18 protein-coding genes are annotated in these 24488 nt (G+C 57.9%); 3 read left to right on the top strand and 15 right to left on the bottom strand.

What is annotated here, in order from left to right; genetic code table 11:
• From ACTJJ7_RS20980 to putA, 9 genes are all read right to left on the bottom strand, one after another.
• Entirely contained in the window at positions 1-633 is a 633-nt protein-coding gene (locus ACTJJ7_RS20980) for a hypothetical protein (protein WP_440968707.1), read from the bottom strand.
• A gap of 76 nt (positions 634-709) precedes the next feature.
• Positions 710-1474, bottom strand: a complete 765-nt coding sequence (locus ACTJJ7_RS20985; RefSeq protein ID WP_440968708.1) for an alpha/beta fold hydrolase — start codon at positions 1472-1474, stop codon at positions 710-712.
• 56 nt (positions 1475-1530) lie between these two features.
• On the bottom strand, positions 1531-3231 hold the full coding sequence (gene leuA / locus ACTJJ7_RS20990) for a 2-isopropylmalate synthase (RefSeq protein WP_440968709.1): 1701 nt from the start codon (positions 3229-3231) through the stop codon (positions 1531-1533).
• A 304-nt stretch (positions 3232-3535) separates the two neighbouring features.
• Positions 3536-4480 (bottom strand): alpha/beta hydrolase, encoded by a 945-nt coding sequence (locus tag ACTJJ7_RS20995; protein WP_105732005.1) that lies wholly within the window; start codon positions 4478-4480, stop codon positions 3536-3538.
• A 304-nt stretch (positions 4481-4784) separates the two neighbouring features.
• A complete protein-coding gene (locus ACTJJ7_RS21000; protein WP_440968710.1) occupies positions 4785-5963 on the bottom strand; it encodes an ATP-binding protein in 1179 nt (392 codons plus the stop codon).
• A 219-nt stretch (positions 5964-6182) separates the two neighbouring features.
• Positions 6183-7091 carry a cation diffusion facilitator family transporter gene (locus tag ACTJJ7_RS21005; RefSeq protein ID WP_105732003.1) on the bottom strand — a complete coding sequence of 303 codons (909 nt, stop codon included), beginning with the start codon at positions 7089-7091 and terminating at the stop codon, positions 6183-6185.
• Positions 7091-9274, bottom strand: a complete 2184-nt coding sequence (locus tag ACTJJ7_RS21010) for an anthranilate synthase (protein WP_440968753.1) — start codon at positions 9272-9274, stop codon at positions 7091-7093. Before ACTJJ7_RS21010 ends, ACTJJ7_RS21005 begins: the two co-directional genes overlap by 1 nt.
• Before the next feature lie 237 nt (positions 9275-9511).
• Entirely contained in the window at positions 9512-11191 is a 1680-nt protein-coding gene (locus ACTJJ7_RS21015; protein WP_105732001.1) for a formate--tetrahydrofolate ligase, read from the bottom strand.
• A gap of 143 nt (positions 11192-11334) precedes the next feature.
• The gene (gene putA, locus ACTJJ7_RS21020) at positions 11335-14427 is read right to left on the bottom strand and encodes a bifunctional proline dehydrogenase/L-glutamate gamma-semialdehyde dehydrogenase PutA (protein ID WP_440968711.1); all 3093 of its coding nucleotides are present in this window, start codon (positions 14425-14427) and stop codon (positions 11335-11337) included.
• A 110-nt stretch (positions 14428-14537) separates the two neighbouring features.
• Here putA and ACTJJ7_RS21025 point away from each other — a divergent pair, with 110 nt between their 5' ends.
• Positions 14538-14999 carry an Lrp/AsnC ligand binding domain-containing protein gene (locus ACTJJ7_RS21025; RefSeq protein ID WP_105731999.1) on the top strand — a complete coding sequence of 154 codons (462 nt, stop codon included), beginning with the start codon at positions 14538-14540 and terminating at the stop codon, positions 14997-14999.
• 741 nt (positions 15000-15740) lie between these two features.
• Here the strand turns inward: ACTJJ7_RS21025 and ACTJJ7_RS21030 are convergent.
• The gene (locus tag ACTJJ7_RS21030; RefSeq protein WP_440968712.1) at positions 15741-16865 is read right to left on the bottom strand and encodes a DUF2333 family protein; all 1125 of its coding nucleotides are present in this window, start codon (positions 16863-16865) and stop codon (positions 15741-15743) included.
• A 253-nt stretch (positions 16866-17118) separates the two neighbouring features.
• Here ACTJJ7_RS21030 and ACTJJ7_RS21035 point away from each other — a divergent pair, with 253 nt between their 5' ends.
• The gene (locus tag ACTJJ7_RS21035) at positions 17119-17868 is read left to right on the top strand and encodes a M57 family metalloprotease (RefSeq protein WP_440968713.1); all 750 of its coding nucleotides are present in this window, start codon (positions 17119-17121) and stop codon (positions 17866-17868) included.
• A 41-nt stretch (positions 17869-17909) separates the two neighbouring features.
• Positions 17910-18251, top strand: coding sequence for a hypothetical protein (locus tag ACTJJ7_RS21040; protein WP_440968714.1), 342 nt, complete (start codon positions 17910-17912; stop codon positions 18249-18251).
• Between the two features lie 18 nt (positions 18252-18269).
• On the opposite strand, the gene ACTJJ7_RS21045 is transcribed toward ACTJJ7_RS21040, so the two are convergent.
• From ACTJJ7_RS21045 to ACTJJ7_RS21065, 5 genes are all read right to left on the bottom strand, one after another.
• Positions 18270-19553, bottom strand: coding sequence for a DUF6638 family protein (locus ACTJJ7_RS21045; RefSeq protein WP_440968715.1), 1284 nt, complete (start codon positions 19551-19553; stop codon positions 18270-18272).
• Entirely contained in the window at positions 19553-21463 is a 1911-nt protein-coding gene (locus tag ACTJJ7_RS21050) for an AAA family ATPase (protein WP_440968716.1), read from the bottom strand. Before ACTJJ7_RS21050 ends, ACTJJ7_RS21045 begins: the two co-directional genes overlap by 1 nt.
• 12 nt (positions 21464-21475) lie before the next feature.
• The gene (locus tag ACTJJ7_RS21055) at positions 21476-22627 is read right to left on the bottom strand and encodes a hypothetical protein (RefSeq protein WP_440968717.1); all 1152 of its coding nucleotides are present in this window, start codon (positions 22625-22627) and stop codon (positions 21476-21478) included.
• Positions 22627-23715, bottom strand: a complete 1089-nt coding sequence (locus tag ACTJJ7_RS21060) for a hypothetical protein (RefSeq protein ID WP_105731994.1) — start codon at positions 23713-23715, stop codon at positions 22627-22629. Before ACTJJ7_RS21060 ends, ACTJJ7_RS21055 begins: the two co-directional genes overlap by 1 nt.
• Positions 23716-23838: 123 nt before the next feature.
• The gene (locus ACTJJ7_RS21065) at positions 23839-24429 is read right to left on the bottom strand and encodes a thymidine kinase (protein ID WP_440968718.1); all 591 of its coding nucleotides are present in this window, start codon (positions 24427-24429) and stop codon (positions 23839-23841) included.
• Between the last annotated feature and the right edge of the window lie 59 nt (positions 24430-24488).

Raw genomic sequence — 24488 nt, forward strand, 5'->3', positions numbered from 1 at the left:
TCAGAAATAGGGTGAAAGCCGGTCCCAGAAAAAGGCGAGCAGCGCACCAGCACCGGCGAAAGCGCCGATCAGCAGCCAGATGACCGCATTGACGAAATCATTCGCCATCGAGCGATGCTGCCGCAGCTGAACCGCCGGTGCCACCGCCGGTTGCGGTGCGGGCTCAGCCGGGCCTTGCGGCACGGCATCGGCCTCTGGACGCAGGCTGATGCGGGCGCCCTCCATCATGCGCTGCCGTTCGACGATCCGCTCGGCAATGTAGGTGGTGACCGCGTCGGAAACCGGTTTCACCTCGGGCGACTCCGCCAGAACAGTCCGGCCAAGCCTTGTATCCCTGACAAAGCGATAGGTGCGCCTGTCCCGTCCCATCATCACATGCGCGGTGGCATCGATCCACAGGCGCGGTTGCAAGCCGGTGGAAATGGCAAAATCCCACTGCTCGTCATCGGCGGGGACGTCGTCGAAGACCGGCTGCAGATCCTGCGCCAGGATTTCGATGCGGGCGAGATCGGCTTCCTTCATGTCGATGACGACATCGCCGCGGTCGGCCGCTGCCACCTGCGCGCCGCGAATGGCATCGCCAAGCCTGCGTCTGGCATCCATCGGGCTGATCTTGTCGTGCATCTCACTCATAGGCGTTTCCGGCAAGGTGGGGTTAAGGCATCATTAACAATATGCGTCCGTCGTTGCATCACAAACTTGTCGGAATTCAGCCTGTGCGCACAGTTGTCGAAATGAGATGGATGACCTCGCCCGGAATCTCCTCGACCAGCATGTGACCAGCCCCGTCAAAACGATGTATCGAGAAACGCGGCGGCAGCCCTTCCGATTGATACACCGGCAGGACATTGTCCAGCCGGCCCCATGCAACGGTGACCGGCATGGCGAAAGCCTCGATGAACGCCTTGGGAATAGTTCCCTGCAATCCGTCCTTCATCATTCGGGCGAGAATGGCACCGAGCCGTTCGATCTGTCCCGGTTTGCGGCGCAGGTCCACGTCGCGCCGGATCATCTCTTCAGGAACAGGATTGCGCCAGCCGAACATGCCCTCTAAGGCCACCTGAAGCGCGTCATATGTTCGGGCCGCCGCATAATGCTGGAGCAGCCGTCCATTGATATCCGGGCCGAACCCGCCGGGAGCCAGCAAGGTCAAAGACGCCACCCTCTCCGGGGCGAAGGCGGCAACCAATGCGGCGGTTGCGCCGCCCATGGAGTGGCCGACCAGATGAACCCTTGGGATACCGCGCCTGTTGAGGTCCTCGACAACCGCCTGCGCGAAATGGCGGGCGGTCACCGCATCGGGATAGTCCAGCGATGCACCATGACCGGGCAGATCGAATGCAAGGGTCGGATGATCAGCGGAAATCGCCGTTTGCACGGCATGCCAGCCGGCAGCTGTTCCGCCAAACCCATGCAGGAAGACGATGGGCGTTGCCTTCCCCTCACCCATCCCGATTGCGTGCAACTGGTGCATGAAACGCTCCCAACAGAAAAAGGCCGCTTCACAGCGGCCTTTTTGAGGTGTGCGGCTTATTTGCCGATGATGCGGTTGGCCGCCGAGACAATCCCCTCAAGCGAGGCGGCAACAATGCTCTTGTTGATGCCTGCACCGAAAATCTTGCCGTTCGGATGCTCGATTTCCATGTAGCTGATAGCCGCGGCATCGGAACCATGCTGGAGCGAGTGCTCCGAATAGTTGACGACCGAGAGCCTGAAACCGAGATAGTGCGACAGGGCATCAATGAAGCCGTCGACAGGACCTGTTCCCCTGCCCTCGATCCGCTTCGTCTCACCGCGGTCGGTAATCTCCGCCGAGAGGATGCGCATGCCCTTGTGCTCCGTATCGGGATAGGTGTGGTGATCCACGAATTTCAGGCGGGCATCCGGCTGATCGACATAAAGCTCGAGGAACCGCTGATAAATCTGCTTGGATGGCATCTCTTTGCCTTCCTCGTCGGTGATCTGCTGGATGTCATCGCGGAACTCCACCTGCATGCCGCGTGGCAGATTGATGCCATAGTCAGCCTGCAGGATATAGGCGAGTCCGCCCTTGCCCGACTGGGAGTTGATGCGGATGATCGCCTCGTAGCTGCGGCCGACATCCTGCGGATCGATGGGCAGGTAAGGCACTTCCCACAGGGTCTTGTTGGCCTGCTTGATCGCCTTCATGCCCTTGTTGATCGCATCCTGATGCGAGCCGGAGAACGCCGTATAAACCAGTTCGCCGACATAGGGATGGCGTTCCGGAATCACCAGCTGGTTGGAATATTCGTAGACTTCCTTCATCCGGTTGATATCGGAACAATCGATTTCCGGGTCGACGCCCTGCGTGAACATGTTCAATGCCAGCGTGACGATATCGACATTGCCCGTCCGCTCGCCATTGCCGAACAGGGTGCCTTCCACCCGGTCGGCACCGGCCATCAGGCCGAGTTCTGTCGTGGCGATGCCCGTTCCGCGGTCATTGTGCGGATGCAGGGAAATGATCAGGTTTTCGCGATTGTCGAGCTGGCGGCACATCCATTCGATGCGGTCGGCATAGACATTCGGTGTCGACATCTCGACCGTCGACGGCAGGTTGATGATCAGCTTGTTGTCTGGCGTCGGCTTGACGATTTCCGTGACGGCATTGCAGATCTCGAGCGCCACATCGAGTTCGGTGCCGGTAAAGCTTTCCGGCGAATATTCGAAACGGAAGCCGCCGCCGGCCTTGGCCGCCATGTCGGTGATCATCTTGGCCGCATCGGTGGCAATGGATTTGACGCCGCCGACATCCTTGTTGAACACAACCCGGCGCTGCAATTCACTGGTCGAGTTGTAGAAATGGATGATCGGCTTGGTGGCGCCCTGCAAGGACTCGAAGGTGCGGGTGATCAATTCCGGGCGGCACTGCACCAAGACCTGCAGGGATACGTCGTCGGAAATATTGCCTGCCTCGACACACCAGCGGGCAAAGTCGAAATCCGTCTGCGATGCCGAGGGAAAGCCGATTTCGATTTCCTTGAAACCCATGTCGAGCAACAGGGCGAACATCCGCACCTTGCGGTCGTGGCCCATCGGATCAATCAATGCCTGGTTGCCATCGCGCAAGTCGACGGAACACCAGATCGGCGCCTTTTCGATGCGCTTGGACGGCCATTGCCGGTCTTTCAGATCAACCAGCGGATACGGCTCATATTTCTTGCTGGCATCGGGCATGCCCATGGTGCGGGGAGCGGTCATATCGGTCATTTGCTTCTCGTTTCCGGCCGTCTGCGCATCTCTGGCGCTGATGCGGCACTTTTTCAAGCGTTGGAATGGTCTTGTAAAGGGGTAAGGAGCAAAAAGCCTGGCGGCACTTTCGACCGCCGGACGCTCCTCTCAACGAGCCCGGCGATCGCCGATAAGGTCGAGAAGAAGCGGAAGGAGATAGGCGCGGCTGGTCAAACCCGCAAAAGCGGATTTGGCAAAAGACGACATATGTGTCTGGCGCGTTTCCATGGGCCAGACAATTAACCGACTGTCCGGCCGGATGCAAGAGGCGATCGCAGGGAACTCAGTTCTTCTTTAACTGGGCGCTCGTTCCCGAAAGCCACTCGCTGACAACTTTGACATCGTCATTGCCAAGACCGTGATCTGATTTGATCGAACGCGCCTCGACCGCCGCCCCGTGCGAACGCAGCAAGGTCGCAAGCGCTGGCGCGAATGGCGCATAGGTCTGGTCGGCGACACCGGAAACCGTCAGGACCCGGGCACCGGCGAGATTGGCATCGGTATTTTCGGTCAGCACCGGCATGGAGCGCAGCAGCACCGCCTGCTTGACCATGTCGGGATAGAGCATCATCACTGCGCCAACCAGGTTGGCGCCGTTTGAATAGCCGAGGAATGTCGTGCGGTTGAGATCGATCTTGTACTTCTCGGTCGCCTGCTTCAGGAAACCGGCGAAGGCCTTGGCCTCGACATGAATATCCTTCTGGTCAAAGCTGACCGGCGTCAGGCGGCGATACCACCGGCTGGTGCCATCCTGTACAACCCGGCCGCGCACGGCTAGCAGCAGGGCGTGCGGCGCGATCTTGGTGGCAAGGGAGACGAGACTTGTTTCGTCCTGACCCGAGCCATGCAGAAGAACCATCGCATCGCCATTGGGCTCATCCGGCCGGTAGAGGCGGTATTTGAACGCAAGGTCGTCGCGCAGCGCGCTCTCCCCCTGTGGAACAATCTCGCCCTTCACTGCCTTTTTCAACATGCCCGCACCGCCTGTTGCAACGATATTGATGGGCTGCACCTTCTCCGGCGCCGCCACTGCAGCCAGCGGCTTCTGCCCGCAGGCTGCAGCGCTAGTTTTAGCGGGAACCGCAAGCGGATCAACCGTGTTCGCAGGGACCTGTGTCTTCGCCGCCGCTGGCTTCTCACAGTCAATGATGATCCGCGCACTGGCGGGATAGGCCGCAGCGATCAGTGAAAGCCCGGTGAGAAGTGCGTAGAGGGTCGGTTTACCCATAAGTTAATCCTGACAGTTAAAGGTTAACCAGTCTTGTAAACAGCCGCGGTTATCCGCTCGGCGCTGCCATGCGTTCTTGGCGCTCGATTCCCTGAAGAATGGATGCTTGCCGCCAAATCCTGTGTCCCCTGACAGACGCCCCCGGCGCTGCATCATCGATGGAGAAAATGTACCGACTGACAATGGTGTCATTCAGCGGCTCTGCTATGTCAATACAATTGTAACAAAATCATGACAGTCCGAAACATTGCGTGACAAATGTTGCGGCGATGCACCATTTTCATTGCGCTCCAAACCAGATTTATCAGTTCCAGAGATGCGAGACCGGCACGGCAAACATGTTGGAACCGAATGGAACAACCTTATCGCCATCATAGATGAGCATACCCGCGATAAAGCGGCCTTTTGTGGCCTCTGCGAGCTTACGCATTCCACGAAAATCCGCCGATAGCACGGTAGCGGACGCCTTGACTTCAAGCCCCACGATCCCGCCCCGATTGTCTTCAAGAACAAAATCAACCTCTTCCTGGGTCCGGGTCGTCGTCCTGAAATGATGAATGGATATTCCTCGCGCCTGCATCCATCCCACCTGTTTGAGAAGCTCGCCAAAAACAAAACTTTCCAGCAAATATCCGAACACATTCCGGTCCGACTTGATTCCATCCATTGTGGCGCCGAGTACGGCAGCAAGCAGTCCGCTATCCAGAAAGTGAAGTTTTGGCGACTTGGCCAGCCGCGATATCTGATTGTTGTGCCATGGTTCCACAGAGTAAGTGATGTATAAGGCCGTGAAGATATCGAGATAGCGTTGGACGGTCTTGCGATCCATTGCCAGAGCAGCACCGATTTCACTGAAATTGACGAGTTTGGCCGAATAGTTTGCAAAGAGACGGATCAGCCGCGGCATGTCCCCAATACGAGCGATATCTGCGATGTCGCGCACGTCCCGCTGAATAATGGCGTTTATATAGTCGAGATACCATTTGGTGCGGCGCTCCGGCGTTGAGCGTGCGATTGCTTCGGGATAGCCGCCTGCCAGGACAATCTCAATCAACTCGGAGCCTGAAACGGATGTTCCTTTAACCGGTGCCACCTGGCCTTGAAACGCCAGATCAAGAAAGGCTGGCTTGTGCCCGCTGATTTCACCCCGCGCCAACGGCATCAAAGTAATCACTTCCATCCGGCCCGCCAGGGAATCGGCGACTGTTGGCAGTGTCATGATGTTGGCCGAACCAGTCAGCAGGAAGCGTCCCGGGCGCGGATCTTCGTCAACACTTTCCTTGATAGCGAGCAATAAACCAGGCGCTCGTTGAATCTCGTCAATCGTCACGCGATCCAGGTCCCTTATGAAACCTTTGGGATCAGATTTGGCAGCATTCAATATCGTTGCATCGTCGAGCGTAAAATAGCTCCTCGACACGTCTGACACAGACTTTGCCAAAGTCGATTTTCCTGCCTGACGTGGCCCTGCAATCAGCACCACTCTGCTGTCCGTCAGAGCAGACCTTACATCCTGTGCTGAAAATCTCGGATACATTTTCCAACTGCGTGAATGGCTTGCAAATCGACCCTAAGACACAAAATGGGATTCTACAAGACACAAAACGGGATTTCACCCGATACAAAATGGGAATCGAAATGACGCAAAAGAGGATGTAAATCACCAAGCTGCCCCCAACCAAGAGCCTATAGGTTGGATCGCTCAGGCAAAGGGAACAGCAGCCGTGCCGATCGGCAGTTTGGCCTCTTCCTCCGGTTCGACATGAATGACGACACTCGAATCGGGAATCTGTTCCATGAGCGCATTCTCCATCCGGTCGCAAATGACATGCGCATCGCCAACGCTCATGCTGGCATGAACGACCAGATGAAACTCGATGAACGTCACCCGCCCGGCAATGCGCGTCTTCAGGTCATGCACCTCCAGCGCACCGCCGGCATTGGCCGAGATGATGTCGCGGATGCGCATGGTTTCCTCGGTGGGAACACCGACATCCATCAGGCCCTGCACCGAAGAGCCGATCACCGTCCAGCCCTGCCAGAGGATGTTGAGCGCCACGATCACCGCAAGCAGCGGATCAAGGAACGTCCAGCCGGTAATCACGGCGCCGACAAGACCGATGAACACGCCGGCGGATGTGACCACATCGGTCATGATATGCTTGCCGTCCGCCAGCAGGGCCGGCGATTTGTGCCGCCGGGCACGGCTGATCAGCAGCGTGGCCCACAGGGCATTCACCAGCGACGCACCGCCATTGATCGCCAGACCCAGCCATGGTTCCTCCATGACCTTGGGCGTCTCCCAGGCCGACCAGACTTCCCGCAGGATCAAGAGCGCCGCCACGACGATCAGCACGCCCTCGAGCACCGCCGAAAAATACTCGGCCTTGTGGTGCCCGAAGGGGTGATTCTGGTCGGCGGGCTTGTGGCTGACACGGATCGCCCACCAGGCGGCAAGCGCCGCCACGACATTCACGATCGATTCCAGCGCGTCGGAATACAGCGCAACCGAACCGGTGACGTGATAGGCGGCATATTTCAGTGCCAGCACGCCCATGCCGACGAAAATCGACCAGAATGCCAGTCGCTGGACGACGTTTTCACCTTCCATCAGGCAGCTCGCTCCTTGGCCTTGCGCGGCAGATGCGCCACGATGTTTTCAATCATGCGCATGCCCGCATTGTGCCCGAGCGTCATAATCGATTCCGGATGGAATTGCACCGCCGCAATCGGTTCGCTCTTATGCTCGAAGGCCATGATGACCCCATCTTCGGTCTCGGCCGTCACGACAAACTCATCCGGCAACCGCACCGGATCAGCAAAAATCGAATGATAGCGGCCAACCGTGACCTCCTTGGGCAGCCCGGAAAAAATCCTGCCCTGCTTTGTAATCCGGATACGTGACGGTTTTCCGTGCATTGGAACATGCAGTTGCCGCAGCGTGCCGCCATAGGCTTCCGCCAGCGCCTGCAAGCCGAGGCAGACACCGAAGATCGGCAGGTCGCGCTTGCGTGCGTTCTTGATCGTCGCCTTGCAGTCGAAATCCTCCGGCGTGCCGGGCCCCGGCGAAAGCACCACCAGATCGGGCTTCAACCGGTCGAAGATTTCATCGGGCACCGGCGTGCGGACGGTAGTCACAGTTGCGCCCGTCTGCCGGAAATAATTGGCGAGCGTATGGACGAACGAATCCTCATGATCGACAAGGAGGATCGACAGTCCCTCGCCGACCCGCGCAACGGCGCGTTCTTCCACGGGGATATTGCTCTTATGCGCCTCGCGCACCGCCGCGATCATTGCCGAAGCCTTGAGTTCTGTTTCCGCCTCTTCCTCTTCCGGAATGGAATCAAACAGCAGCGTGGCCCCCGCCCGTACCTGCGCGATGCCGTCCTTGATGCGGATGGTGCGCAGGGTCAGGCCAGTGTTCATGTCACCATTGAAATTGACCATGCCGATGGCGCCGCCGTACCAGGCGCGCGGGCTGCGCTCGTTCTCTTCGATGAAGCGCATGGCCCAGAGCTTTGGCGCCCCGGTCACCGTCACGGCCCATGCATGCGACAGGAAACCGTCAAAGGCGTCCATATCCTCGCGCAGACGGCCCTCGATATGATCCACCGTGTGGATGAGGCGCGAATACATTTCGATCTGGCGGCGGCCAATCACGCGCACGGAACCCGGCTCGCACACCCGGCTCTTGTCGTTGCGGTCGACGTCCGAGCACATGGTGAGTTCGGACTCGTCCTTCTTGGAATTGAGCAGCTTGATGATCTGCTCGGCATCGGCAATCGCATCCTCGCCGCGCTTGATCGTTCCTGAAATCGGGCAGGTTTCGATACGGCGGCCAACCAAGCGCACGAACATCTCCGGCGAAGCCCCGACGAGATATTCATTGTCGCCGAGGTTGATGTAGAAGGAATAAGGCGACGGGTTGATGGCTTTCAAACGGCGCGAAATGACCGAAGGCTTGGTCTCGCAGCGCTCATAGAATGTCTGGCCCGGCACAACCTCGAAGAGGTCACCGCGCTTGAAGCTTTCCTTGGCTTTCTTCACCAGTTCCGCATAGTCGCCCGGATTGTGATCGCCGCGCCCCGGAATCGTGTCCGTTGGCTTGAATGCCCTGGCTTCGGTTTCGCGCGGCAGGCCTTCCGTGGAAGCACCTTCAAACGTGTATTCGTAACGGTCGAGCCATGCCTTGGCCGCGTGGTGATCGACGACCAGAATTTCGTCCGGGAGATAGAGCACGATATCGCGCTGATCATCCGGCCGCTTCAGCTTGTACTGGATCGGATCGAACTGGAACGCGAGGTCATAGCCGAATGCGCCGTAAAGGCCGAGATTGGCGTCTTCCTCGCTGAAGAACAGCGCAACAATGCCGCGCAACACCGTGAAAACTGAAGGAATGCGCGAGCGTTCTTCTTCGGTGAAGGCGCGGCTCGGCAGAGCGATTTCAAGATCGAGCCTGGTCGCGCTTGCGGCGGATACCGACACATCGGCGAGGGCCGAAACCGCTTTGTGGATCGGGCGCAGCAAGATTTCGCCGCGCTTGTTCAGCGCCTCGATCGTCATATGGCGGCCATTGGAGGTGATAACGACCGGCGGATCGATGATCGCCGTATCCCAGCGTGTATAACGGCCCGGATACTCGTAATTGGACGAGAAGACTGCCCCGCGCCGTTCATCCAGCCCGTCGACATAGCTGTCGATCGCGCTGGCATAGGCGGTCGCAATGCGTGACCGGGAAATGGTAACACCGCCCGCGGTATCGAATATTTCCACATCGCCCTCAATTTTATGCATCATCATTTCCACTCCGTTGCATTTGGCTTTGCGGGCTTCTGGCGGTCAAACAAAAAGGCCGCCCGGAAAACCCGTTGCGGCCCTGATCCCTTTACGTGCGTGCAAAAGGCTGCGTGGCCGCTATCAGCGAGCCCACCACCAGCCATTTGCAATAACAACGCACGTGTTCATGGCGGTGATTGTTAGCGTTACGCGGCGATGCATGCAACAGCAAAAATCACCGGCCTGAAAAACGCTTCAGAACAGCCCCTCGATCAAGCCCTGCGCGTTGAGATGAATGCGTTCGGCGGAAGGCGACTTCGGCAGACCCGGCATGGTCATGATCTCACCGCAGATCGCCACGACAAAACCCGCGCCAGCCGAAAGCCGTACTTCGCGTACATGCACCACATGATTGACCGGTGCGCCGCGCAAATGCGGATCCGTCGAGAACGAATATTGCGTCTTGGCCATGCAGACGGGAAGATGGCCGTATCCTGCGGCCTCCCACTGCCGGAGCTGCTCGCGCACGCTGGCATCGGCATCCGCCTCTGCCCCGCGATAGATGCGCTTGACCACCGTCTCGATCTTGTCGAACAGGGACAATTCATCCTCGTAGAGCGGCGAGAACTGGGCCGAACCGCTCTCGGCGAGAGACACCACCTTGTGTGCCAGTTCCTCGATCCCGGCCGATCCAAGCGCCCAGTGCTTGCACAGGATGGCTTCGGCGCCGTGGGCCGCAACGAAATTTTTCACCGTTTCGATCTCGGCATCCGTATCGGCGCTGAAATGATTGATCGCCACGACCACCGGCACACCGAACTGGCGGACATTTTCCATGTGGCGGCCAAGATTGGCGCAGCCCGCCTTCACTGCCGCAACATTCTCAAGACCGAGATCGTCCTTGGCGACACCGCCATGCATCTTCATGGCGCGCACCGTGGCGACAATGACGGCGGCAGCAGGTTGCAATCCGGCCTTGCGACATTTGATGTTGAAGAATTTCTCTGCGCCGAGATCCGCACCGAAACCGGCTTCGGTCACCACATAATCAGCAAGCTTCAGCGCGGTTGTCGTGGCAACGACCGAATTGCAGCCATGGGCAATATTGGCAAAAGGACCGCCATGCACGAAGGCCGGGTTGTTTTCCAGCGTCTGCACCAGATTGGGCTGCATGGCATCCTTCAACAGGACAGCCATGGCCTTGTCAGCTTTAAGGTCCCTTGCATAGACCGCGGTCTTGTCAAAACGGTAGCCGATGATGATATCGCCCAGCCGCCGCTCCAGATCCTGCAAATCCGTGGCAAGGCAGAGAATGGCCATGACTTCCGACGCCACCGTGATGTCAAAACCCGATTCACGCGGAAAGCCATTGGCCACGCCGCCCAGCGACGATGCGATGTCGCGCAGCGCGCGGTCGTTCATGTCCATCACCCGCCGCCAGGTCACCCGGCGCGTATCGAGATTGAGCGCGTTCCCCCAGTAGACGTGATTGTCGATCAGGGCTGCCAGCAGGTTGTGCGCCGCCGTGATGGCATGAAAATCACCGGTAAAATGCAGGTTGATGTCCTCCATCGGGATGACCTGCGCATAGCCACCGCCGGCGGCGCCGCCCTTCACGCCGAAACAGGGGCCAAGCGATGCCTCGCGGATACAGACAATCGCCTTCTTGCCGATGCGATTGAGGCCATCACCCAGACCGACGGTGGTCGTCGTCTTGCCTTCGCCGGCCGGTGTCGGGCTGACCGCCGTCACCAGAACGAGCTTGCCATCCCTTGCGCCACGCTTTGAGCGAATGAATTGCGCCGAGAGTTTTGCCTTGTCGTGCCCATAGGGAACGAGGTGCTCCGGCGCAATGCCAATCTTTGCACCGATCTCGAAAACCGGTTTCTTGGTTGCAGCGCGGGCGATCTCAATATCGGACTTCACGACAGCCATCGGCATATCCTCCCCATTTTAGGGTTGCGCCCTATTTATCGGTTACCATTCTGAATACGCCAAATAGCATCGTAGAAGCGAATTGGGGATAGTGAGTGCCCCACTATCCCCAATCGCGCATCTGATTTCAGCCGTTTTCCCGCTTATTCGCCCATGGCGATGAGGCTGGCATTGCCCCCGGCTGCGGCGGTGTTGACTGAAACCACCTGTTCCAGCGCAAACCGGGTCAGATAGGACGGACCGCCCGCCTTGGGTCCGGTGCCGGAAAGTCCAGACCCACCGAACGGCTGTGTCCCGACAACCGCGCCGATCGTGTTGCGGTTGACATAGACGTTGCCGATGTCGAGCCGGTCGATGACCTTGGCGACCGTTGCCTCGATGCGCGTGTGCAGACCGAAGGTCAGGCCGTAACCGGTCGAGGCGATCTGGTCGAGCACAGCGTCCAAATCCTTGGCCTTCCAGCGCACCACATGCAGAACCGGCCCGAACACCTCTTTCTCCAGTGCTGCCGCAGTGTTGAGTTCAACGATATGCGGCGCAAAGAACAGACCTTCGCCCGGGGCCGTACCGGCATAGCGAACCTTCTGGCTCGTGCGCATCGCGGCAATATGGGCCGCGAGCATATCGCGCTGCGCCTGATCGATGATCGGACCGACATCAGTGGAGGCCAGCGAGGGATCGCCAAGTGTCAACTCACGTGCCGCACCCTCGATCATTTCGAGCATGTTGTCGGCGATATCTTCCTGCAGGTAGAGGATTCGCAACGCAGAACAGCGCTGACCTGCCGAACGGAACGCCGACATGACCACATCGTCGGCAACCTGTTCGGAGAGCGCGGTTGCATCGACAATCATGGCATTGAGACCGCCGGTCTCGGCAATCAGCGGTACGATCGGGCCTTTCTTGGCTGCCAGCGCGCGGTTGATGGCCCAGGCCGTATCGGTCGAGCCGGTGAAGGCAACGCCGGCAATATCCGCATGGGATGTCAGCGCCGCACCGACCGAGCCGTCACCCGGGACATAGAGCACGGCATCTTTCGGCACGCCCGCCTCATGCAGAAGCCGGATGGCTTCATAGGCGATCAGCGGTGTCTGTTCCGCGGGCTTCGCCACAACGGTGTTTCCAGCAGCCAGTGCCGCGGTGACCTGCCCCAGGAAAATCGCCAGCGGGAAATTCCAGGGGCTGATGCAGACGAAGGCACCGCGTCCGCGATGGCGCAGCTTGTTGTCTTCGCCCGTCGGGCCGGGCATGGCTTTGTCGGAGGCAAACTGGCGGCGTGCCTCGGCGGCGTAGTAGCGGCAGAAATCCACCGCTTCACGAATTTCGGCAATGCCGTCATCCAGCGTCTTGCCCGCTTCACGGGAGAGAAGGTCCATCAGCAGATCGCGGTGGCTCTCAAGAAGGTCCCCGGCCTTTTCCAGGGCCTTGGCGCGGGTTTCCACGGGAACGCGCGACCATGAGACGAAAGCTTTTTTGGCAATGCCGACCGCCTTTGCCGCTTCGTCGGCTGTCGCGAACACAACCGTTCCGACAGTTGCGCCATTAACCGGCGAAATCACATTCTGGGCCTTGCCCGCAGCCTTCACGCCGTCGATCAGCGGAACAGCGTTGACCGTTCGGGATGCCTTGGCGATGCCGCCCAAAAGGGCTGCCAGTTCCTTGCGGTCACCCAGTTCCACACCGGCCGAATTGGCACGCTTGCCATAGATTTTGGCAGGCAGCGGGATATGCGGGTGGCGGTAACCCTTGCCGTCATTGAGTTTTTCCGCCGGGCGCACCAGCAGGTCCGCTATCGGCACGTTGCTGTCACCGACAACCGACACGAAAGATGAGTTTGCACCGTTTTCAAGCAGACGGCGAACCAGATAGGCTAGAAGGTCGCGATAGCCACCAACGGGTGCGTAGATGCGGCAGGCGATCTTCTCGTCCTTTTCCGTGATCTGCTTGTACAGGCTTTCGCCCATCCCGTGCAGGCGCTGGAACTCAAAGCCGGTTTTATCGTCGCCAGCCATTTCCAGGATCATGGCGACCGTCAGCGCATTGTGGGTGGCAAATTGCGGGAATATGCGCGGACGGGCGTCAAGCATGCGCTTGGCACAGGCCATATAGGACGCATCGGTTGCGGGCTTGCGGGTGAACACGGGATAATCAGGCAGACCGCGCTCCTGTGTCCGCTTCACCTCCGTGTCCCAGTAAGCTCCCTTGACCAGACGCACCATCATCTTGCGGTTGTGGCGCGCCGCCAGGCGGTCAATATGGTCAATCACCTCAAGCGCACGCTTCTGATAGGCCTGAATGGCCAGGCCGAACCCGTCCCATCCATCCAGCGACGGATCGGCAAAAACCCGGTCGATCACATCCAGCGATAACTCAAGCCGGTCGGCTTCTTCAGCATCGACCGTGAAATTGAGATCGTAGGATTTTGCCTTCTGCGCCAGTGCCAAAAGATCCGGCACCAGTTCAGCCATGACCTGATCATGATGCGTGGCGAGATAACGCGGATGCAGCGCGGAGAGCTTGACGGAGATGCCCATGCGATCCGGCAGCTTCTTGTTGCCCGTGGCACGGCCGATCGCGTCGATGGCATCGGAATAGGACTTGAAATAGCCGCGCGCGTCCTTGCGCGTACGGGCTCCCTCGCCCAGCATATCAAAGGAATGGCGGTAGCCCTTGGCCTCGTTGGAGGCAGCACGTTTCAGCGCATCCTTGATGGTTTCGCCAAGAACGAAGTGGTGGCCGAGATAACGCATGGCCTGCTTGGTGGCGGTGCGGACCGTGGGAAGACCAATACGCTTGACCAGCGAGGAAATCACCCCTTCCGGCGTCTCACCCGGCTTGATCACCTTGGCGGAAAGGCCGAGCGCCCAGGCTGACGCCGATACAAACCATGTATCGCCGCTTGGCTCGTGCTCCGACCATTTGCCCTGCTTCAGCTTGTCCTCGATCAGCTTGTCCTGCGTTGCCGCATCCGGCACGCGCAGAAGGGCTTCGGCGAGAACCATCAGCGCCAGCCCTTCACGGGTGGACAAGCCATATTCGCGTAGGAAATCCTCCACACCGCCGATACCGCTCGCTTCCTTGCGAATCGTCGCAATGTATTTACTGGCGCGTGCATCGATGCGGCGGTTGACGTCTTCGGGCAGTGCGATGGTTTTCAGCAAAGACGCAACCAGTTGCTGGTCATCGACAGCATATGGCGCAGTAAAATCGTTTGAAGACGGCAGTGGTCTGGTCATCAGGCTTCCCCTTATTGATTTTTTCCATATAATCTATTCCACTTGGTTCTTCTCACCAATGAACGCTTGAGAAACAGCGTAAAAAACTAAAAATACGGGGTATTTTAGAGATGAAAAACCTGGACAGTCTTGACCGGCGCATTTTGCGCGAGCTGCAGAAGGACGGGCGGCTCTCCAACACCGAGTTATCCGAGCGTATCAGCCTCTCGCAAACAGCGACCACGGAACGGGTCAAGCGCCTGACAAGAGACGGCTATATCCTTGGCTACACGGCCAGACTGTCGCCGAAAAAGCTCGACCGTGCAATGCTGGTCTTCGTCGAAATCAAGCTGGACCGCACCACTCCCGATGTTTTTGCCACCTTTGCCGCTGCGACCCGGCGCAACCCCGACGTGATGGAATGCCACATGGTTGCCGGCGGTTTCGATTACCTGATCAAGGCGCGCGTCGCCGACATGGAACATTATCGCCGTTTTCTCTCCGATGCCCTGCTGTCACTGCCGGGCGTGCGCGAGACGCATACCTATGCCGTCATGGAAGAAGTCAAGGAAACCACGCACCTGCCGGTTTGATCGACCTGCAACCGGATACCTATCGCCACACAACTCCCCGTTCGTTGCCGAAGCGGTCGCACTTCGTCATCAATGGAGGTGTTGAGGGCAAAAGCAACAGCACCGGGCCAGCGGTGTATCGGAGGAGATAGGCTGCTCCGGCTGCGGCATCAGCCATGCTTTCAAACTTGGAGGTGGAGCGATGTGGTTTAAACCCTTCGGCATCACCCTGGAAATGAAAAAAACCCGGACTGGCTGGCAAGTCACTATCCGGGTTCTTTTCAAGTAGCCAGGAAAGAGGGTGGGCGAAAGCTCGCCCTCACTCCAAGGCCAAATATAGCATTTTATCCGATCAAGTCCACTTATTGCTGCAGAGCCCGCTTGATATCGATCCGGTTGGAACGCACGCCTGACGGTTTGACCGCCCCGCAACCGGATACCTATTGCCACACAACTCCCCGTTCGTTGCCGAACCGGTCGCACTTCGTCATCAATGGACGTGTTGAAGGCAAAAGCAACAGCACCGGGCCAGCGGTGTATCGGAGGAGATGGGCTGCTCCGGCTGCGGCATCAGCCATGCTTTCAAACTTGGAGGTGGAGCGATGTGGTTTAAACCCTTCAGCATCACCCTGGAAATGAAAAGGATCCGGAATCGCTGGCAAGTGATCCTCCGGATCCGATTCATGTAACCAGGAAAGAGGGTGGGCGAAAGCTCGCCCTCACTCCAAGGCCAAATATAGCATTTTACCCGCCCAAGTCCACTTATTGCTGCAGAACCTGCTTGATATCGATCAAATTGGAACGCACGCGCAGGATATAGAAACCCATGGTTGTCAGATGGTTGGGCAACAACCAACCGCCCTCGCTGCCATTGGCAATGATCCATGGCGTTATGTTGAGCGCCGAACGGAGCTGTCCGTCCATGCCATCCCACAGGGGAGCCAGATTCTTCTGCTGCACGACCTGCTTGAAGTCGACCTTCGCCGCATTCATCAGACCGTAATAGGCGTAGAGCTGGCCATAGGCGAACCAGAACCGGTCATCCGCACGGGTATCGAACCAGCCATAATTGTTCTTCTCCGAGCGATCCTTCAGGATAGCAGAGGTAGAGCCGATATCATTGGCAATACGGTCGATGAACTGCATGAGATTGTCGGCACGCGCGTCGAATACGGCACTGCAGGTTTCAAGTTTCGAATTGAACGTCCTGAGGTCTTTGACCGCCGAGCGGTAGTAGCTCGGGGTTGGAGTCTTGGGGCCAAACGGGTTGAGGCCAAAATACCATGCATCCTCGGTGAACTGCAGGTTGCCGCGCGCTTTCTGCAGATCATTATCGATCTGCGATGTGCCGCGGACGCGGCCAAGCGTGTCAACAAGCTCGACAGCTGTCCGCCGCACGGCGGAGTTGATACCGCGCTGGAACGCCGCCTTGTTGTCGAGGAAGGGCGTATCGTCCCACGACATGCCGAAGAAACCGAGCTTGAACAGCAGCATGGAGGAAATCCAGGCATTCTGGTTCACGTTGAAATCAGTGAGATCAGCCGTGACTTCCACAATGGCCGACCGGGCGCAGCTCTTGGGTGCCGTCCCGGCGGCTTGCGCAGCAACCGGTTCGCCGGCAGCAACGTCACGCTTGTCGAAATTATAGGCGGCGACATAGTCCGGATTGAAATTCGTCCAGACCTGCGTGACCCAGAAGAAATAACCGTAAAGCCCGACCCAGAGAATGAGTATTGCACCCACGACTGCCTTCAGGATCCAGCCGCGCTGGGTGTACCAGCGCCCTGCCCACAGGAACGGCCACAGGAGGATACCGACCGCATAGCCGATGCCGCGTCCGATCAGATAGAAAATCCGGCTGAAGAAGTTGATGACGGGATCGAGCATTGTGCATCCTTGTTAGGAGGTGAGACCGTAGAGCCGCCTGCGCAGCCCTTCCTTGTCCTTCAAATAGGTGGTTTTGAGTATATCGACAACGTGTTCCTGATAGGCAAGGCTTCGATCTCAAATATCCAGCACTAATTCCCCCTGCATATTGGTAGGGGATGAGGCAAGATACCCCCTACGAAAGTAATATTGACGGCCGCATCCGGTTAACCTCTTCATGGGCATCATTTGCGAAAGATCGAATGGAGTCCGCATGTCTCGTTTCCATCTTTTTATCGCAGCCTTCGCCGCCTGCACGCTGCTGATAGCAAGCGGCGTTAACAGGGATAGCGGCTGGGCTTTTTCTCAGGCGAGTGCTCACAGCCCCAAGCAGGAAAAAGGATATCCCCTTACCACGGTTTTATGGCCGATAGCACCCATAACGACATGCTGGAATATGCAACCCCAAACATTCAATGACTATGCCGCACAGCGCGAAATAGTAAGACAAGCGGTTGCTGATACATGGGAGGCCGCTTCGCTCATCCGCTTCGTCGGATGGGAGCGATGCGTAGCGGGAGTGCAAAACGGGGGGCTAACCATCGTTGTCAACGAAGAGGGCCCAGCAACTTACGGCTTGGGAACCCGATTGAAAAACCTTGATCCCGGCATTCAACTGAATTTCGAGTTTACACAATGGAGCCCTGGTTGTCAGAGGACAACGGCTGACTGCATCAGAAAAATCGCCGTCCATGAATTCGGACATGCCCTCGGGTTCGCCCACGAACAAAACAGACCGGATACCCCACCAGGCGCGTGCGATCACGACCAGGGAGCACAGGGTACCAATGGCGACCTGCTGGTTGGCGCATGGGATTTGGCTTCCGTCATGAATTATTGCAATCCGAAATGGATCGGTGATGGCAGGCTTAGCGCGACGGATATCGAGATGGTGCAGCGCTTTTATGGTAGTCCAAACAGTGCCGCAGACATTGGAGCAAGCATATATGTACTACTGAACTAAATCATTTAATTCCAACGATAATTATAATACGGGTATTTCTTATGAGAAAATCTACATGCATTTTTACCACGTTACTTATAGTATATACCATTCCAGCCGATGCTACTGGGGACGGCTCAGGTTTAGTTCAAAATATAATTGCTAATCCCGGCGGATCTGTAACGTTCAGCTTAGATAAGCCACATTCAGGCGGACCCGCTTGTGGTTCTGGAACTTTCAAAGATGATTTCGCTTTTGACGGCAACACCGCTGATGGGAAAAACAAGCTAGCCATTTTGATTGCAGCAGCAAATGGTCGAAAACTAGTTAGAGTCCTCGGAACTGGCAATTGTGCCGTGTGGGGTGATCGTGAAACCGCAAACTACATCATCGTCTATTTCTAATTTGAACATTGATAGGCTTCACTCAAGACCATACAACCGCCTGCGCAGCCCTTCCTTGTCCTTCAAATAGGTGGTTTTGAGTATATCGACAACGTGTTCCTGATAAGCGGGGTTCCAGCGGCCGTAATCGGCGTAGAAGCCCTGCTTGTTGAAAATGTAACGCGACAGGAAATCCCATGGGACAAAATCACTGATCAGCTGATTGACCAGCCAGGCATCGGGATGGCTTGGGAGCGCCCGCACCACCAGAAAACGGCGCGCCGGATCGATCTCGGAGAGGTTGATCTGCCCTGTCTGGGCAATTTCACGTTTCACGGCGTTCAGGAACGGCCATGTCCCGTCATGATTGATCAGGCTGGCATTGGCGTGAATCCAGGTCTGCAGCCAGATGCGATCAATGCCGCTCAGATTGCGTTCCGGTTCAAGCGTCTGGATGAGATGGCGGATGATCATTTCGCCGCGGTTTTCCAGATAGCCCGACTGCTCGATCCACGAGCCGCGCGGCAACTCGATACGCCCCGTCGCGGCAAGAAACTGGAACACCTGGTCGGCATCCTTGATCGAGATGTAATTGACCTGCCAGGGGCGCGAGCGGCGGAAACCGGGAGCAGCGGGATCGCCGATGACCGTTGTCGTATTGTCATCGACAAAGATATAGATGCCGCCGAAATGGCTGGTCCAGAAGGCGCTGTGGCGGAACACCACCTTGTCGGGCACCAGTGAATTCTCGCGGATATCGCCGGTGACCTTGGCAAGGTCGACCATGCGGTTGATGAGATCGTCGTCGCGCCAGGTGTTCGGCTCGTTCTGCAGCCGGTCCACCAAGAGACGCAGTTCCGCCGCCTGCCCCATGACGTTTTCAGCGGAAAGGACGCGGAACTCGACCTGATTGATCGACAGCAGATCCTCGATGTCGTTGACAATGGAAACACTGTCCTCGATCTCGCCGAAGATCACATCCTTGATGGTCAGCGCGTTGATCGCCCGCGCATTGCTGCTGAAAAACTCGTACATCAGCTGGGACGTGTTGGAGAACTGCGTGTGAACCACCGGCAGCGTCGCCTGATCCGGCGTCAGAATGATGAAGCGGCGGTTGACGCCATTGGGATCGAGATAGGACGGGTCCTTCAGCTCAGCGGCGATTTCCGGCGAGAACCCCGTCCGGTCAATATTGAACCGCGCAAGTTCGGTTGCCTTGAAGCCAAAAGCCGTCAGCGCCCGGTTGTAGCGTTCGATCAGATGCGGCTGGTCGATCGTCAGCAGACGCCCGTAGATCAGTTCGTTTTCATAGAGAAGGTCCATCAGGCGTCCCACTGCCCCCTGGCTTTCAGGGCTTCCACTTCCCTGATCGCCCGTTCGCGCAGGCGCGCATCGCGAACGATTTTCTCCACGGCGGCATCGTCGGACTTGTCGGCATAACGGAATTCCGAATCCGCATACCGGTTGGTTTCCTGCAGCACCATCTCCATGGTGAAGGGCTTGCGCAGTTCCTCAACCATTGCCTTCTTGTCGTCGTAGGGTTTGTGCATGAAGGTCTCGGGCTTTTCGAACCACTCATCCGGCAGCTCAATGTCCATGGCGCGCATCTTGATCGCGTCCGTCACATTCTTGATGGCGCGGCCGGTGAACCGCGGTTCGCGCTCCTTGATCATGTGCAGATAGGTGCCGATATCGGCAAGCGTTTCCGGTTCGCCGTTCTCGGAAATGAAGCGCTCATACACCGCTTTCAGCCCGTCTTCCTGCGGCTTCGACAATTGTTCATAGGCGGCATCCACGGCGCGTTCGATCTGCTGGTCTTCGAACAGCGTGTGTTCACCCAGCGGAATCCTGTGGTTCTTGCCGGCAAGCAGCGCAAAGATATCGATGTAATCGTTGCGCGTCTGCGGCCCGTCCACCAGCCAGCGTGCCCCGGCGCGCTGGCGCAGTGCATCGTCGACATTCTCCGGATAATTGGAGAACATGCCGAACGCGCAATTGCCGCGCACCACCGTCGATGCCCCGGCAAAAGCTTCCATCAGCACGCCGGTAATTTCCTGCTGGCCGGCAGACGCCCGGTCGTCGGAACGCCGCGCCGCAACCTGATCGATATCGTCGATGGTACCGAAGCCGATCACGCGCGGATTGAGCACGTTGTTGACGAATTGCCGGCAGTTCTGCCCGGATTTTCCCTGATAGGAGGAAATCTGGTCGACGCCGAAATTCTCGTAATGGAAGGCATAGCCCGCCACCTGGCAGTAATCGTTGACGAGACCGGCAATCATCTGGATCAGCGTCGTCTTGCCCGTGCCGGGTGCGCCGTCGCCGATGAAGGTGAACAGAAAGCCGCCCAGCTCGACGAACGGGTTGAGCTGCCGGTCGAAATCATAGGCCATCAGCATCTTTGACAGCTTCAGCGCCTGATATTTGGCAATGTGATTACCGATGACTTCATCCGGCTTTTTGAAGGTCATCACCAACGGCGTGCGCTTCTTGCCCGGCGCTACATCGAAACCGTCAAGCGTGAAATCGTCGCTGTCGAGACGCAGATGCGTGTCTTCAAAGCTGCCAAGCCCGTCAAAACGCCCCTTGCGCTGCAGCAGGCCTTCAATGGCCGCAGCGGCATAGGCCTTCGCCCGCGCCAGCATGGTCTGTTCATCGGCGGCACCGGCAATGGCCCGGTCCAAACCGCCGACGATGGATTTCAGTGCATCCTGCGCCGTATCGAAATTAAAGTCTGGAACCGTCACGTCATTGGCGGCTTGGCTATCCGCTTCGATCAGCTGGCCGAGATAGGCAGCCAGCGCAAAGGCCGAGACGTAGGCAGCGGCGGACAAGAGCTTCTTGAAATGGCTGGCGTCTTCTCCCTGCAGGGGTGCCGAGGCATTGCGCGCCAAAAGGTTCTCCAGATCACTCTGCCGGCCGAAAACATCGGCAACAGCCAATGCCACCGCCACGCCACGGCGCACCCGGAACAACAGCGTGTGCTGGGCGATGGACAACATCTGGTCATCAGGACGGACGGCCTGGATTGTCCTGGTCAGATCCACCTCGCGCGTTGACCGCAAACCGCCGGTCGAAACGGTTGAGACAAACCGCCGCCCGGTACCGGCAAGCTCGGTCCCGGATTTCGCATCGCCCGATTCCAGCACGACAAAGCGCGTGACCATGGCCTGCGCCACCGGCAGATGCTTGGTGATGTCCTTCTCGTCGATGGTGGTCAAACCGACATCCATGATCGTGCTCCCCTAAATGTCGCTGATGACCTGGCCATTGGACAGGATATGGGTTTTGAACCCGCTGAAAATGCGGCTGGCCTCGCCCGAGGCATAGAGCGCCTGATAGGCTTCGTGCGGCACCAGCGCGTGCTGTTCGTAACTGCTGACGCCCTGCCGGGCTGCCTCCAGATCATCCGTATTGATATAGAACTCCTCGCGCGCCGGCTCCGACGACCACAGCCCGCGCTTTCCCGGCCGTTCCGCCTTGGAGAAAACCTCCTGCATGGTCCATGTCAGAAGCCAGGCATCCTCCGGCTTGCGCACGCGTTCCAGAACGTCGGCAACCGTCTGGTTATGCTCGGTAATACCCGTCGTATAGAACGGCCCGAGAACCACGCGCCGCAACTGCTTGGGGTGAAGCTCCGGAAAATCCGTATCGAGGCTTGTCGCAATCGTGACCGGCGACAGCGAATAGGCCGAATTCTTGGCGGCGAAATCATCAAAACGCCGCGCCAGTTCCGGATTGAGCAGGCCGCCGACAGGCAACGGAATCCGCACGCCGGGATTGAGCTTGCCATCCTTGCCCACGAGGGTTTCCACGAGGCCGTCCGACGAATCCTCGATGATCGCCATGTAGATCAGCGGCAGGTTGGAAGCGCCGTCAAAGGCGCCCCAGTGCACCACGTAGAGCGGCCGCATGGTCTTTGGATTGACTGAAACGCGGATGGTCACCGGCAGGATGAAGGGCGAGAAAACCTCGCCCTGCTCGACCGCTTCCAGATAAATCCGCTCCGCCATCGATTTCTGCAGATCGCGCGGAAAGGCGCGGTGCCGCAGGATGAAATCCGCCATTTCATGGCGCAGCGCTGCCGCTGGCGGAATGGCCGCCAGCCGGGCCCTGGTGTCCCGCTTGTCATTTTCCAGTTCCAGCACATTCTGGAAAACCGGAAAGCCGCTTTCGGCGCGCGAAATCTGGAACCGGTCGGTAAAGCCGATCCGGTTGCGCCAGCATTCGAAGGAGGCTTCCAGCCGCCGCAGATATTCCGATACGGTCTGGGCGACGAGATCGTGCTTGTAGAGCGGCGACTGCTGGTTGTTGAGAAAAATATCCAGCCCGTCCAGCGCAGCGCGGATCGCACCGAAATAGCGTTCGGCGGCGGTCAGATCAGCATTCCCAGCCATTAATTCTGCACGTAGTCAGCGGAATTGTGTTTCTTCAGGACTTCCGAGAAACGGCGTGAGAATGCATCGTCGGCGAGCTTCTTGCGCCGCTGGATATCCTGGGTGCTGACCATGTTCTTCTCGTGCATCTCCAGAAGGTCGCCAATGTGTTTCTGCGCCGCGGCGCCAACACCGGCCATGGTCTCTTCCGCCGCCGTATCGACGCGGCTGCCAAGGGTATTGATCTTGTGGGCAACGTCCTGCTGGGCGGCCGTCTTCAAGGAATCTTCCAGCGCCTTGTAGAGAACGATGCGCTGTTCGGTATCGATCGACAATTTGTTGATCAGCGTGCTCTGCGCGGCGATCTGGTTGTTGAGCGAATCGACGAATGTCTGGAACATGGAGGTGTAGCGTTCCAGCGTCTGGCTTTCCGCCAGAAGCTCCTGCTCCTTCGCCTGACGCTCATTGTATTCCGTTGCCAGTTTCGAGCGGTCGCCTTCCAGCGTGGCGCGGGTGCCCTGATCGGTGGAGGCGGCAATCCGGTTTTCAATATCGAGCAGCAGCGGGTTCAGCTCTTCGATGCGCTTCTGGGTGGCTTCGAGCGTCGCCACTGTCGTCTTGCGGCGCTCGATCACATTGGCAAGGCTGGCTTCCGACGTCTTGTAGCGCGCATCGAGAATGGTCTTCTGCTCTTTGAGAATGCCAACGATGCGGTCGGACTTCGACAGCAATTCCTGCAGATTGCCGGCCAGCGACATGTTGCGCACGCGATCCGTGCGCAGACGCTGCATCTTGTCCTTGGAGAAAACGCCGACCAGCTTTTCCCAGCCGGAATAGCTCTTCATGCTTTCAAATTCGGAACCGAAGACATTGGTCGCATCTTCCAGTCCGATGATCAGGTCGGCAATATTGCCTTCCATCACCTTCTGCTGGCGCAGGACATCGTCGATGCGGGCATTTTCAATATCGAAGTCAGGATTTCCAATCGCGGTATCCGCCTTGGCGAACTTGTCGAGCACGACGCTGGACTGGTCTATTTTCGTCCGCATCTCATTGACCATGTTCCGGGTCTTTTCGATCTCGGTATCAAAGCTCTGCAAGCTCGCCATTGGTGTCTCCCCTAGATGCCCAAGATAAAATCATAAATTTATCTGCCGCCCGAATATAGACACGGCATTTAACGAAAAAAAGCCTGTAGAAAAATGACAGGCGATATTGGGCCGGAGCCGGCTCTAATGGTCCAAAGCAATCCGCCCGGTTTCTTCTTCCCAATGCTTGCGGCAAAGCGAGACATACACGGATTTCTCGATGGACACCTGATCTCCTTCAACGATTGCCCTGCCAGCCGCATCATGCCGGACGACCATGGTCGCCTTCGAGCCGCAATGGCAGATGGTCCTGATCTCCCGCAGCGTATCGGCGATGGCCAGCAGCTCCGCCGAGCCGGGGAAAAGCTTGCCCTGAAAGTCCGTGCGCAGTCCGAAACACATGACGGGCAGATGCAGCCGGTCGGCAACGCGTGCCAGTTGCCAGACCTGTTCCCGGGTGAGGAACTGCGCCTCGTCAACGAAAACGCAGCTCAATGCATTCTCGCCATGCGCCGATGCAATCCGGTCGAAAAGATTGTCCTCGTCGCGGTAAAGCTCGGCCGCAGCGGTCACGCCAAGACGGGAGGAAATCACGCCGACGCCATTTTCCGCATAGTGCGCAGCCGTGAACATCATCGTCCGCATGCCGCGTTCCTGATAATTGTAGGACGCCTGCAGGAGCATGGTGGACTTGCCGGCGTTCATTGTGGAGTAGCTGAAATAAAGTTTTGCCATAGGGGCGTTTAATCAGACTCGTGGCCGCGCTTGAAGCCTCTCCGGTGCAGAGGGTGCAA

The organism is Phyllobacterium sp. 22229, assembly GCF_052056495.1.
GTDB lineage: Bacteria > Pseudomonadota > Alphaproteobacteria > Rhizobiales > Rhizobiaceae > Phyllobacterium > Phyllobacterium myrsinacearum.